Origin of the sequence: Haloarcula sp. CBA1129 (assembly GCF_008729015.1) — an archaeon.
GTDB lineage: Archaea > Halobacteriota > Halobacteria > Halobacteriales > Haloarculaceae > Haloarcula.
The window spans coordinates 36,276-49,875 of sequence record NZ_RKSM01000001.1; the positions used below are offsets into that span (position 1 = coordinate 36,276).

Sequence of the window (13,600 nt, forward strand, 5' to 3'; positions counted from 1 at the left end):
ATAGAGAGTGGTCTGCTTTGATGTGTATGCGGCTTTCGACAGCGCTCAACGAATACAAGCGGACTCGTCATGAGCGCTTTCCAGAGGAGCGCAGGACTGTTTCAGGCTCTTTCTCCGGGCACGGTGATCGCCTCGTACACGTCGGCGAAGACGGCACACTGAAAGACTATTCGGATTCACTCTCCGGGCTCTCCGGTATCGACCGCTCTCGGCTCGGGGTTATGCTTGGGGACGAGACACGGTGGTTCAGCGACCTAGAGACCATCAGACAGCACTACTATCGTGAGACGCGACTCGTCGAGACCGAGTACGACGCGGGGTCGTTCACGGTCCACCAGTACGACCTGACGCTTGGGCGGGCACACGTCACGCACGTCGCGATGCGTGGGGCCGTTCCACAGAACGCCAAACTCGTGGCGTTCGTCACGCTGGCCCCCGACAACAGCGATAGCGGCGTCGGCTCGCTGATTCACGAGGACGCCGGGCCCGACAACTCGCGCGTGCTGGAGGTGTACCATCGGCGAGAACACGATTACCTCGCTTCGTCGACCGGCCTAGACGCCGTCGCCGGCCAGCGGCCGGAACGCCTCGCAGAGATACTCGAAGACAGCCCGGTCGATTTCCCGCGGTCGGAACCAGTCGAGCGGCGCGACCAGACGCGGCTCACCGGCGATTTCCTCGTGACCGCGCCGCTGGACCGGTCCGGGCGCAGCAAGGACACGACGCTCGTCAGCCAGCTCTCCAACCACGACGAGGTCGACCGGGAGACGGCACTGCTTGACCTCGCCGACTGCGTGAGAGAGCATACGACGTCTGACGACCTCCGACAGGCCGGGCGGGAGCGAACGCGGATCGACGTGGCTGAATCCACGCCGCGCTCGGACTCGATACGGATGGACCTGCGCGTGCTTGACCTGCTGTCCTCGCCCACCGGTGGCCGGATCGCCGCACCGGAGTTCGACCCCTTCTACTCGAACTCCGGCGGCTACGGCTACGTCTGGTTCCGCGACGACGCCTCGGTCTCCCGGCACCTGCTCGAAGCCGGGACTCGGCTCGACATCGACACCGCGGAGATGCTGACCGAGAGCGCGGAGTTCCTCTGTGACAGCCAGCTTTCCGACGGCCGCTGGCCCCACCGCGTCTGGGCCGATAGCGGGGCTATCGCACCGGGATGGGCCAACGCCAGAGTCGAACACAACGCCGAGTCGCCGGAGTATCAGGCCGACCAGACCGCGACTGTCACCGCCTTCCTCGCGACGATGCTGCGAACGCATCGCCGCAAGATGGACGCCGAACTGACGGCGATGGTTCGGGAGACAATCACTGCGGCCGTCGAGACGCTCGTCGAAGACATCGCGGACAACGACCTGCCCGAGCCGTGTCAGAACGTCTGGGAAGACTCCATCGGCCAGTTCACGCACACTACTACGACGTTCATCGAAGCCTTCGCCGCGGTGGCCCGTGCGCCGATGGGCGAGTCGGTCCGCGAGCGAAGCCTCGAAGCGGCTGACAGGCTGCTGGACGGGCTGGAGACGCTCTGGGACGCCGATCTTGGCGTGTACGTGATAGGGCTGACAAACGGGACACCGGACCACCGCATCGACGCTGCGGGGCTCCACCTCGCAGACGCACTGCAGGAGTACGACAGCGTCGAGGCGACGACGCTCTCCGACCAGCACCTCACTCGTCTGGCCGACCATGTGAGCACGACGCTGGATACGCTCTTCCGGAACCCGACAGAGAGCCGGGTCGCGGGGCTGGCCCGCTACGAGGGCGACCGCTGGCGGACCGGGCATCAGGACAGCGAGAAGGTCTGGACGGTCACGACGGCGATGGGGACCCTCGCCGCTGCCCGCGTCGGCGATATGCTGAACGAGCGCGATATGAGCGGCGACGCGTACCTCGACCGCGCGAGCGACCTGTACGAACTGCTCGAAGACGACGGGCCGCTTTCGACCGACGCCGGCTACCTCGCCGAACAGGCCTTCGACGACGGCGATCTCGACAGCGCGACGCCGCTTGGCTGGTCACATGCGCTGCGGCTCCACGCGACTGCGCGTCTGGGCGAACTGAACGCGCTGCCGACGACATCGGCCGGAACCGAGGGGCCGAGCGAGCGCCCGACGTGGACAACCGGGGAGAAGTACGGCGTCGGCACCGTCGCCGACCACGACGAGCAGGACCCCTCGCGCGTCTGGTTCACGCTCACTGAGGGTGCACTGACGGAGGCCCGCTACCCGCAAGTCGATCTGATGAACTTGCGGACGCTGGATTTCTTGGTCCGGTGTACGGACGAGACGGATTATGCCGTCCGGACCCACCGCGAGAACCGCCGGACCGACGACACCGTGAGGCGACGCGTCGAACCGGTCGACGACGAGGCGCTGCTCTACCGCCACGTCTTCACCGAGACCGGCGATGGCCGGGGCCACGAGTGGACACTGACCGTCGACTACGCGACTGACCCTGAACACGACGCTATCGTCGCCGACGTGTCCTTCAGTTCCGAGGACGGCAAGTCCTACGACGTGTTCTCTGTCGCCGACATCGCACTCACGAGTACGGTCACCGAGGACCGCGCCATCAGATACGGCCAGCCCGGGAGCTACCACCTCGTCGGCCGGAACCCCCGGGCCTACACCGACCAGACCGACAACGACCTGCTTGTCGACGAGAACGGCGACGCCTACTCTATCGCCGTAGCGATGGCCGCGGCCGGACGCTTCGACTGGGCCACTGTCGGCGCGGCCGGTAGCGAGCGTCTTGACGGGCTGTACTCCGACGGCGAGCTCCCGAATCCGGTCGAATCCCTCGACGGGACGAACCTCGTCCTCATTGGCCGGCTGGATTCGGGGACCAGAGTCAGGGACACGGTCGCACTCGGCTTCGCGCGGCAGGCCGACACCGCCGCCGCACTGGGCGAAGCCGACGGCGCACTCGACCGCGGCTACGAGACGGTCAGCGCGGAATACGCCGACAGCTGGACCGACTTCCTCTCGGACAAGCCTCTTCCAGAATCGGTCGCCGGCGACGAGGATCTGGCGAACCAGTACCGAACTGCGCTCATGACGCTGCTGGCGGTCGAGGACAAGACCTACCACGGGGCGTCCATCGCCTCGCCGTCCGTGCCGTGGGGCGAGGCTGTCCACGCAGAGGAGCCCAAGGGCTACGGCTACAACTTCGTCTGGTCCCGGGACCTCTATCAGGTGTTCAGCGTCTTCGACGCCATCGGGTCGCTGGACATCGCGACGGACCAACTGGAGTACATCTACGAGTATCAGCAGGACGACGCCGGCTTCATCCCGCAGAACACCTACGTCAACGGGACGACCCGCTGGGGCGGCGAGCAGATGGACAACATCTCGTTCCCGCAGGTGATGGCCTACCGCCTCGCCGAATCCGGCGTCGACTTCGAGGATGTCGAGTACAGCTACGAGAACGTCCGGCGGTCGGCCGAGTACGTCGTCCGCCACGGCCCCGAGACCGCACAGGAGCGCTGGGAGGAGGAGGCCGGCTTCTCGCCGTCCTCGATTGCGGCCGAAATCGCGGGGCTCGCGTGTGCGGCGAAGCTCGCACTCGATACCGGCCACGAGGCCGACGCGCTCGTCTGGCTGGCGCTGGCCGACCAGTGGGCGAACAACGTCGAGGCATGGACCGCGACCGAGACCGGGACCGAGCGCCACTCCACCACGCCCTACTACACGCGGGTCACGCTCGATGGGAACCCCGAGATGGGGCACCTTCGCACGCTCGCGAACGACGGCCCGACGCTGGACGAACGGAACATCATCGACGGCGGCTTCCTCGAACTCGTTCGGCTGGGTATCAAGCCCGACGACGACGAGACCATCCGGAACTCGCTCGTCGAGGTCGACGACACGATCAGCGTCGACACGGAGTACGCGCCCGGGTTCTACCGGTACAACGGCGACGGCTACGGCGAACGCGGCCGGGACGATCAGGGCGCGCCGTGGACGGTCGAACACAAGGGGAAGGGTCGCCTCTGGCCGCTGCTTACCGGCGAGCGCGCCGAGTACGAACTCCATCGTGATGACCCGGATATCCCGCCCGAGAACTGCCTGCGGATGATGCAGGACGTGGCGAACTCGGGGCGGATGATCGCCGAACAGATCTGGGACCGAGGCCACGCGACCGACTACGACTGGGAGTTCGCCCAAGGGACCGGCTCGGCGACGCCGCTGGCGTGGTCGATGGCCCAGTATGTGCGGCTGGCCCACGGTATCAGCGCCGGTGAACCGGTCGAGACGCCCGCGTTCGTCGACGACCGCTACCGCGAGCGACGGGCCCACACCCCCGACCGCAGTCCCGCGCTCCGCGTCGATACACAGTTCCGCGGGAACGAACTGGTCGTCTCCGGCGAGACGACCGGCGTCTGTGTCGTGGTCAAAACCCCTGCCGACATCACGTACATCCCCGTCGAGGACCGCGAGTTCGAGGTCGCGGTCGACGTCGACCCCGGTGAGAATCAGGTGATCGTCGCCGCCGCGGACGACGAGGATCTGGTCACCGCCGGGACAACTGTCTGGCAGCTAAACCTCTAGCCACCCCGACAATTAGTTACCACTTTATAATTCGGGTCTGACTGTGGGGTATGGACGCGATAGTTCTAGCTGGCGGCTACGCGACACGACTGTGGCCGATCACTCGGCGTCGACCGAAGATGCTACTTCCGGTCGGTGAGACGACTGTTATCGACGGGGTCTTGCAATCGCTTGAAGCCGATGACCGAATCGGGACGACGTACCTGAGCACAAACGAGGCCTTTGCCGACGAGTTCGAGGCCCACATCGATGAGATGGGCTACGAGAAGGTGCAACTCTCCGTCGAGAGCACGGCAGACGAAGACGAGAAGTTCGGCGTCGTCGGCGCGCTCGCGCAACTCATCGACCGCGAGGGTATCGACGACGACCTGTTCGTTATCGGCGGCGACAACCTCATCGGCTTCGACCCCTCCGAGTTCCTCGATTTCTTCGAGGAGCGTGACGGGCCGGTACTCGCCGCCTACGACGTTGGCTCGCGGGAGAAAGCCAAGTCCTACGGGCTCGTCGAACTCGACGGCGAGCGCGTCGTCGACTTTCAGGAGAAGCCCGACAATCCCAAGAGTACGCTCGTGTCGATTGCCTGCTACGCCTTCCCCGCTGATTCGCTCCGCTTCGAGGAGTACCTCTCGGGCGACAACAACCCCGACGAACCGGGCTGGTACATCGACTGGCTGCAACGGCAGGAACCGGTGTCCACGTTCACCTTCGACGACGTCTGGTTCGACATCGGGACGCCCGACTCGTACTTCGAGGCGGTCGAGTGGAAACTCGACGGCGGGTCGCTCATCCACCCGGACGCGACCGTCGAGAACTCCGAGATCGGTGACACCGTCCACGTGATGGCCGGCGCGGAAGTGACCGACAGCAGCCTCGACCGGACCATCGTGTTCCCGGACACCGAGGTCCACGACTGCGACCTCGACGAAACGATTCTTGGCGAGGACGTCCACGTCGAGGGGTACAATATGTCGGGCTCACTCCTCATCAACCGCTGATCGCTCGCGAACCCTCTGTCCGAGTACAAGACCAACCACGGCCCGCCGCCAGCCATTGCATCGCTGGCGAAGGACTAAGTGACACAGCCCCGATTACTCGGCGTACGAAAACCACTGACAACATGTCACAAACAGAAACGGAGCCAATCACGTTCGAGATGACAATCGACGACGGCCGGACCAGAATCGACGTCTCGGGTGACCGCGACACGGCCGTCGTCGTCCGTTCGGCGTCGGGCGAAAAGATATACCTGCCGCCCGAGGACTTCGACCGCCCGCCGGAGGACAGACAGACGCCCTACGACAGCCCCTACCAGTCGGCCGACGGGACCGCCGACAGCCCATATCGGACGCAAACGGACACAACGTCAGTGACGGGGCTGGAGCCGACAGCCGATGGCTACCTTATCGTTCATCCGGAACCGGTCACGGACGTTCGCTTCCTCCGGTAAGCGGTCGGTCACAGTCAGGCTTCGTTCAGAACCTCGCGATAGAACTCGACGTGTTCGTCAGCGACCGCTTCCCAAGTCCGAACATCGTACTCGATGGGCGTCGACAGCGATAGCGCGTGCTCGATTCCCTCGGCGATGGAGTCCGAATCGGGTTCGACCTCGATGACACAGTCCTCGTTGAGCAGTTCCGCGGCCCCGCTCTCACAGGCGACGACGCGCGTCCCGACTGACAGCGCTTCGACGATTGTGATGCCGAACGGCTCCGCCAGCGACGGTGAGACGAACAGGTCGGCGCTGTTGTAGTAGTCCCCGAGTTCCGACTGGGGGAGATACCCCGGGAAGTAGACACGGTCCTCGACGCCCAGCAGCTCCGCGAACTGTTCGAGCTGTTCGGTGAGATGCCCTGAGCCGCCGAGTACCAAACTGACGTCGTCTCGGCCGAGCTTCGAGAGCGCGTACAGCAGGTACGACAGCCCTTTCTGGTCGGTGTGTCGGCCAACGAAAAACAGCATCTTCCCGTCGATGTTGAGCTCCGCCTTGATGTCTCGGCCTGTCGGCTCCACCGACGAAAATCCGTTGTAGATGACCGTCGAGTCGGCGTCGTACTGCTCGCGAATCCGTCGCTGCGTGAACTTGCTCACCGCGACGATGTGGTCCGAGCGGTTGGCGACCCGCTGTTCGGTTTCGACTTCCCGCTGTGGCGGGTTCACGTTGCGGTCCGCGGACAGCGAGTGGAACGTCGAGATCCATTCGACATCGTGGGCCGACTTGGCCCGCGAGCCGGGGTTGTAGCCGAACCAGTCGTTCGTGTGGATGATATCGGCGTCGGCCGCCCGGTCGGCGAACTCCCCGGCTAGCCGGCCGATACGCGTGATGATGTCGCCACTGCCCGTCGAGACGCCGTGGATACCGTCGCGGTCCGGCGGCGCGTACTCCGCGGGTAACACCAACTCGAACTCGATGTCGTCTCTCGGTTCGAGCTGTTCGAACAGCTCCCCGATAGCGGTATCAAGCCCGCCGGTGATGTTGGGTGGGAACCCCCAGCCCAGCATCAGCACGTTCGGTGGCATCTCTGTCACTGGCTCTCTCATCAGAGCATCAAATGGATACAATATATATGTTTGCGTGCGGCCGTCTCCGGACCTACAAGCAGACACGATGGCAGTCAACAACCCCGCCCATTGAAATGCCTGTCAGGGCAACAGGTGCGTATGCAATTCGAACGGCAGAGCGGGGTGTTTCTCCACCAGACGTCGCTCCCGGGGCCACACGGCATCGGTGACCTCGGTGCCGGCGCGCGGGCGTTCGTCGACTTCCTCGATCGGGCGGACCAGTCGCTATGGCAGTTCTGTCCCCTCGGTCCCACAGCGAGCATCCACGGGAACTCCCCGTATCAGTCGTCGTCCGCCTTCGCCGGAAACCCGCTGCTCGTCGATCTCCGCGACCTCGTCGACCGTGGCTATCTCACAGAGGCTGCCATCGAACCGTCGGACGATCTCTCCCAACAGCACGTCAAATACGACCGCGTGACCGAGTTCAAGACGGGTCGGCTCCGGGACGCGTACGCGACCTTCGACGAGAGCGCAAGCGACGCGGACCAGCAGTCGTTCGCCGAGTTCTGCGAGCGCGAATCGGGGTGGCTGGACGACTACGCGCTGTTTACGGCGCTGAAAGCCGAGTTCGACGATGCCGGCTGGATGGACTGGCCGGACGATATCAGGACGCGTGAGCCAGCGGCCATGGAGCGATACCGGGACGAACTGGCCGCGGACATCCGCTATCACAAGTTCGTCCAGTGGTGTTTCGACAGCCAGTGGCAGGCGCTGGCCGAGTATGCGGCCGAGCGGGACATTGGCCTCGTCGGCGACCTCCCCATCTACGTGGGCCTCGACTCGGCGGACGTCTGGGCGTACCCGGAGGTGTTCCGCCTCGACGACGACCACCAGCCAGCAGAGGTGGCTGGCGTCCCACCCAATCCCGGCGACGACGGCCAGCGGTGGGGGAATCCAGTGTATGACTGGGACGCCCTCCGCGCGAACGACTACGGCTGGTGGGTCGACCGCTTCGAGCGACTGTTCGACCTCGTCGATATCGCCCGCATCGACCACTTCAAGGGCTTCGACGAGTTCTGGTCGATCCCGGCCGAGGCCGAGGACCCGGCCGCCGGCCAGTGGCGCGACGGCCCCGGCGCACACTTCTTCGAGACGGTCAGAGACAGGCTCGGCGAACTCCCGTTTTTCGTCGAGGACTTGGGCTTTCTCGACGAGAGCATCGTCGCGCTCCGGGACGAGTTCGGTTTCCCCGGCATGCGAGTGCCGCAGTACGCCGACTGGTGTGAAGAGGGCCATATGTACCAGCCGATGCATTACCCCGAGCAGTCCGTCGGCTACACCTCGACCCACGATACAGACACTCTCGCCGGATACTACCGTGACCTTTCGGACCGGCAACGGGACTGCCTTCACTACAACCTCGGCACTGACGGCGACCGGATCAACTGGGACCTCATCGAGGCGGTATGGAACTCGAATGCAGTCGTCGCAATGACCACAATGCAGGACCTGCTCGGCCTCGACAGCGACGCCCGGTTCAACGTCCCCGGCACGGCGACCGGAAACTGGGAGTGGCGAGTGCCCGCCGATGACCTTGACGACGACATCGCCGAGCGCCTTCGTCAGGTCACCGACAGGACAATCCGCTGAGTACCCTCAGAACTGCAGAATGCCGTCCTCTGTGACGACCGTATCGAGCAGGCGGGTCGGCGTCGCGTCGTAGCCCGGGTTCCCGATGTCGAACCCCTCCGGCGGTTCCAGCATCACGTCTGAGCCTTGCCGGAACGTGTTTCTGAATGTGAAGCCGCTGCCGATGAACTTCGACGATGTCCCGACGACGGTCACGGGGACATCCATCTCGTTGGCCGTTGCGGCCAGCGGCAACGTTCCGATGCGGTTGTACACCACGTCGTCGATGAGGCAGTTCATGCCGACGAAGACGCGGTCGGCTTCCGAAAGGTAGTGACCTGCCGCCCCATCGACAATGAGCGTCACGTCGGCTCCGTCCCGGTCGGCCAACTGGCGGGCGGTTCGACGGCCTAAGAAATGCGGCCGCGACTCTCTCGCGTATAGGTGGAACTCTTTCCCATCGTCAAGCGCCGCCATGAGCGTCGCCGTCACTGTCGAGGAGTTCTCGTGAGTCACCAGTACGTCGCCATCGTCGATGAGCGTCGCCGCCCGCTCCGCTGCGCGGTCCTTGCTGGTCTCGATTTCCGTGACGACCTCGTCGATTGTGTCGAGCAGTCGCTCCTTGGCCGCCGAGACAGAGTCGGGGTCGGCGTCTTTCAGGTCCGAGACGATACGTTGCTGTGTGGTGTATAGCGGTGCGTGCGAGCGGTTCGCTCGCTGGAGCGCGCTGCTGTTGCGCTCGACCACGCGGAGGAAGTCCTCGACCGTGTGGCACTCGCGGTCGGTCAGTTCGCGGAGTGCCTTGGCAGCTTTCACGGCGGCAATCGAGGAACTCTGTGTCTCCATTTCCTCGATCTGCCGCACGGTCTCGTTTATCATGAGAGCATGTGCGGCTGCCACCCTTATAACAGTACAGCCGGTCGACAGCCCTTTTGGCGGCTCAAATCAGGGCCACGGAGCGTGGTTACGCCGACTCGACCACGTCTTCATCGGTCGGCCCCTGACCGTCGAACTCGGCCACGAGTGCGTCCAACTGCTTCGGATCGTCGACGTTGGGGAGCGTCTGGTCTGCAGTCCGGCAGTCGGCGTCGACGCCGAGGGCGTCACAGACGAGGTCTGCCGTCGCCTCGGCCATCTGCCGGTAGGTGGTCAGCTTGCCGCCGACGATGCTCGCCATGTTGTCGACGCCGTCGTCAGTGTGGTCGAGCAGAAAGAAGCCTCGCGAGATCCCGCGGCCGCCCCGCTCGTCCTCGTCTGGTGCGTAGAGCGGCCGAACACCCCACCAAGTCCGGACCTCGGGCGCATCTGCAACTGGGGGCAGCATCGCCGCACACTCCGCGATACTCTCCTCGATTTCCCACTGCTCCGTCTCGTACTCGTCCGGGTCGCGGACGGGGACGCTCGTCGTTCCGAGAACGGCCTCGCGCTCGTGTGGCACGACGATATCGCCATCGTCGGGGTCCCGACAGCGGTTGAGCACCGGTCCGAGGTCGTTGTACTCGATGGAGACCATCACGCCCCGTGTCGGTTGCATCTCGACATCGAGGTCGGCCATCGCGGCGAACTCGCCCGCCCATGCACCGGTCGCGCTGACGACGTAGTCGGCCTCGATAGTGTCGCCAACTGTCCCGCCGACCTGTACGCCGGTTACCTGTCCGTCCGCTACGAGCACGTCTTCCACGGGCGCATGTGGATGGATGTCTGCGCCGTGGTCGCGCGCGTCGGCGGCGTTTGCGGCGACGAGCCGCGACGGGTAGATGACGGCGTCGGGAACTTCGAACGCGCGTTCGACGTCGGCAGTGAGGTCGGGCACTCGCTCACGGGCTGTATCGGCGTCCAGCGTCTCGACGGGAATGCCGATCTCCGCACAGGCCGCCCGCTTGGCCTCGAAGTAGTCGGGGTCGTCCCCGGCAAGCTGGACGAACAACCCACCGGTGTCACGGATACAGGCCCCGGCGATATCCTTGAGTATCCGGTTTTCGGTGATGCATTCCTCGGCACCGACCCGGTCTGCCTCGGCGTAGCGGGCACCGCTGTGGAGCAGCCCGTGCGAGCGCCCGGAGGTGCCACTTGTCAGCCCGTCACGCTCGACGAGTGTCACGTCGACGCCCCGGAGGGAGAGGTCACGAGCGACGCCAGCGCCGGTCGCACCACCACCGACGACGAGGACATCGGTCTCAATTGCCATGTATCTCGTTAGGGTAGACGACGTAAGGCTCCTCCGGCACCGGGTGTTTCGGCGACTGTGCGTCCAATTTCAGCACCGAGAAACCGACCGTGGCCGATGAACGCGAAGCCAGCAAACCCTGCTGGATCGAAGGAGTGAGAGACGGTTCCAGTAGCTGTTGTCGTCGGCGCTGTGACGGTGGAAAATAGCAATGGCTGCCGCTCTGGATTGCTGCACCCCTTTCACTCGGAACGAACGGGGCGCTCGATCAGATATCCTGACCGGTCGGCCTGATCAGAAGTTCGTTCACGTCTACGCGAGCGGGCTGACTCGTCGCGTACACGATGCCACGAGCGATGTCGTCGGGGTGGAGCATCGGGAGGTCCATCTCCGCGAACCGCTCAAGCACCTGCTCGTCCGGAACGTGTGTCGCGAGCTCCGTATCGACGGCACCCGGTTCGATAACTGTCGTCCGGATGCCCTGTGTCGTCACTTCCTGCCGGACCGCTTCAGTGAACGCGTTCACCCCGAACTTTGTCGCGTTGTAGCCGCTCGAATCGGCCGAGGCTCGGCGGCCCGCGACGGAGGAGACGTTGACGATGTGGCCGCTCTCCTGTTCTTGCATGACCGGAAGCACCGCATGAGTGAGGTTCATCAGCCCGAGCAGGTTCACCTCGACCATCTGCCGGAGGTTCGAGCGATCTGCCCGTTCCAGCGGTTCGAGCAGCATGACGCCGGCGTTGTTGACGAGGATGTCGATGCGACCGTACTCGTCGGTCGTCGCGTCGACCAGCGAGTCGATGTCGCCTTCGTCGGTCACGTCGGTCGGCACAACCAGTGCATCCCCGCCGGCCGACTCGATCCGGTCCGCCAGATCCTCCAGTTCCTCAGCGCGGCGGGCCGCGAGTACAACACTCGCGCCCGCGTCAGCCAGCGCCTCAGCGGTCGCCTCACCGATTCCCGATGACGCGCCGGTTACAATCGCAACGTCGCCTGCAAGTCGCTGTGCGTCGTGGTCGTCTGCCGCAGATTCGTCTGACATCGTTGCTTAGTAGGTCCGACAGCCACGAGCCTGCTTTGCTTACTGATAAGCCCATTTATATGTGGGGTGGCGCATATGCAGTCGAACAGGGCGGTGGCTACTGCACGAGGGCGTTCCGGAACTGGTCGGGACCGACCGTCGAACTGATGAGCTGTTTTTCAGCCCGACGCAGGAGATCGGACGCCGCGGCAGCCGACACATCAAGCTTGTCGGCGAGTTCCGCCGTCGAACACCGACGCGGTGAGTCGTAGTATCCCGACGAGAGAGCGACAGACATCGCCCGATACTGCCTATCCGTGAGCCCGAACTGGTCGCGCTCGCCGGGGTTCTCGGGGTCCGAAGCGATGTTCAGTAGTTCGAGTGGGATGTCGTTGACCGCACACCTGTCTTGCAGCGCGCTGAACGCGTCGTAATCCGAGAACACCTTCTGCTCCCGTATCCCGTCGCCGGTGACCGTCGCGTCCATCGCCACGCCCTCGAACTCCTCCGGGTCGTGTGACGCGATGAGGTTCGGTGCGCTGTCGACGACCACCTTGTAGAACCAGCCATCGGCCGTCTGTCCGATCTCCGCCGCGTCGGTGACCTGTGACCGTGCGTCGAGTTCGCGCTCGAAGGCGTCGCGGGAGCCAGCGTCGACGCTAACTGTAAGCAGTAGCTTTCCGTCTTCGAGGCCGACGGCGTTCGAAATCGAGAGTTCGCCGCTCGGAATCGAATCCGCCACGCCGACCAGCGGCAGCGTCTCGTCCGCGAGGAGGATTTCAGCAACGATGGCCATAGCGTGTCATCGGATGCGACGTATATAGTCGCCAGCATAGCGCTTACGGGAGTCACACGCTGACAGTACCACTCCGGACTCGCCGCCGCTCAGTCAGTACTGGTCTCTGTCTCCCCGCCCAGCAATCGTTGCAGCTGTTCGATCAAGGAGCGGCTTGCGGGCTGCCCACGATACACCCGCACGGAATCGAAGCCGGCATAGCCGTGGGCCCCGGATTCGTCCCGCTCCCAGTACAGCCACCCTGTCTCCTCCCCACCGTCGAACCCCATCTCATCGACTGGGAACGTGAGAACGACCGACGCCTTGCCGTCTTCAGCATCGTCGTCTGGGTCCCTGATTTCGCCATCGTCGACGGGCCGAGCGCCCTCGCCGTTTTCCAGTGCGAGACGCGAACCGAACCGATACCGAACGGGCCGCTCTGTAGGGTCGAACGTCTCGCTGTCTCCGTCACTGTTGACGAACGCTGACTGCTCGACTGCGACGGTGATGGTGTCGTGTTCCGATAGGTCGATGAAGTTCTCCGCGTTCTCGGGCTGGATATCGATTGCAATCTCGACCGGGAAATGGGCCGCCGCGACGCCGCTCAAGCTCGGCACCGCTGCTGCGGTCGCCGCGGCACCGAGTGAGCCCTTGAGGAGTCGTCGCCGTGTGGTGGTCGTCAAGGCTGCGTCAGCATCCGTTGTCGCCGACTGCGTTTCTTTCATCCAGTTGAACTGATGCGTAGGCACGGATATGATAATTCTGGTGCATATGGCGAAAGTCTGAGTTTAGGCAGACGGCAGGCCTACCGAACTGCGTCGACCGCCCTATATTAGCGGTTCTTTGACTCCAGCAGGGGGCCATTATGTGGTCTTGCGCTATGTTGCTATGGCACTTTCCTGACCTGTCCTTCTGCTTCACCCTTTCTCAACCCTCTCAATTATATT

Annotated in this window: 10 protein-coding genes; 4 read left to right on the forward strand and 6 right to left on the reverse strand. The window is 64.2% G+C overall.

Annotation, left to right across the window (positions count from 1 at the left end):
- Window positions 1-26 precede the first annotated feature (26 nt).
- From Har1129_RS00160 to Har1129_RS00170, 3 genes are all read left to right on the forward strand, one after another.
- Window positions 27-4,562 carry a glycoside hydrolase family 15 protein gene (locus tag Har1129_RS00160; protein ID WP_151098800.1) on the forward strand — a complete coding sequence of 1,512 codons (4,536 nt, stop codon included), beginning with the start codon at window positions 27-29 and terminating at the stop codon, window positions 4,560-4,562.
- A 50-nt stretch (window positions 4,563-4,612) separates the two neighbouring features.
- Complete coding sequence (locus Har1129_RS00165; RefSeq protein WP_151098801.1) at window positions 4,613-5,557, forward strand: sugar phosphate nucleotidyltransferase; 945 nt, start codon at window positions 4,613-4,615, stop codon at window positions 5,555-5,557.
- A gap of 122 nt (window positions 5,558-5,679) precedes the next feature.
- Window positions 5,680-6,009: a hypothetical protein gene (locus tag Har1129_RS00170; RefSeq protein WP_151098802.1), complete on the forward strand. Its 330-nt coding sequence runs from the start codon at window positions 5,680-5,682 to the stop codon at window positions 6,007-6,009.
- A gap of 14 nt (window positions 6,010-6,023) precedes the next feature.
- On the opposite strand, the gene Har1129_RS00175 is transcribed toward Har1129_RS00170, so the two are convergent.
- Entirely contained in the window at window positions 6,024-7,079 is a 1,056-nt protein-coding gene (locus tag Har1129_RS00175; RefSeq protein WP_151102052.1) for a glycosyltransferase family 4 protein, read from the reverse strand.
- Window positions 7,080-7,220: 141 nt separating this feature from the next.
- Between Har1129_RS00175 and malQ the strand changes: the two genes are divergently transcribed.
- Entirely contained in the window at window positions 7,221-8,711 is a 1,491-nt protein-coding gene (malQ, locus tag Har1129_RS00180; protein WP_151098803.1) for a 4-alpha-glucanotransferase, read from the forward strand.
- Between the two features lie 6 nt (window positions 8,712-8,717).
- On the opposite strand, the gene Har1129_RS00185 is transcribed toward malQ, so the two are convergent.
- The 5 genes from Har1129_RS00185 to Har1129_RS00205 all read right to left on the reverse strand — a co-directional run bounded on the left by Har1129_RS00185 (window position 8,718) and on the right by Har1129_RS00205 (window position 13,378).
- A complete protein-coding gene (locus Har1129_RS00185; RefSeq protein WP_151098804.1) occupies window positions 8,718-9,569 on the reverse strand; it encodes a translation initiation factor eIF-2B in 852 nt (283 codons plus the stop codon).
- An 85-nt stretch (window positions 9,570-9,654) separates the two neighbouring features.
- Window positions 9,655-10,878 carry an FAD-dependent oxidoreductase gene (locus Har1129_RS00190; protein ID WP_151098805.1) on the reverse strand — a complete coding sequence of 408 codons (1,224 nt, stop codon included), beginning with the start codon at window positions 10,876-10,878 and terminating at the stop codon, window positions 9,655-9,657.
- A gap of 247 nt (window positions 10,879-11,125) precedes the next feature.
- Complete coding sequence (locus tag Har1129_RS00195) at window positions 11,126-11,899, reverse strand: SDR family oxidoreductase (RefSeq protein WP_151098806.1); 774 nt, start codon at window positions 11,897-11,899, stop codon at window positions 11,126-11,128.
- A gap of 97 nt (window positions 11,900-11,996) precedes the next feature.
- Window positions 11,997-12,674 carry a helix-turn-helix domain-containing protein gene (locus Har1129_RS00200; protein WP_151098807.1) on the reverse strand — a complete coding sequence of 226 codons (678 nt, stop codon included), beginning with the start codon at window positions 12,672-12,674 and terminating at the stop codon, window positions 11,997-11,999.
- Window positions 12,675-12,763: 89 nt separating this feature from the next.
- On the reverse strand, window positions 12,764-13,378 hold the full coding sequence (locus Har1129_RS00205; protein WP_191906099.1) for a hypothetical protein: 615 nt from the start codon (window positions 13,376-13,378) through the stop codon (window positions 12,764-12,766).
- Window positions 13,379-13,600: the final 222 nt, after the last annotated feature.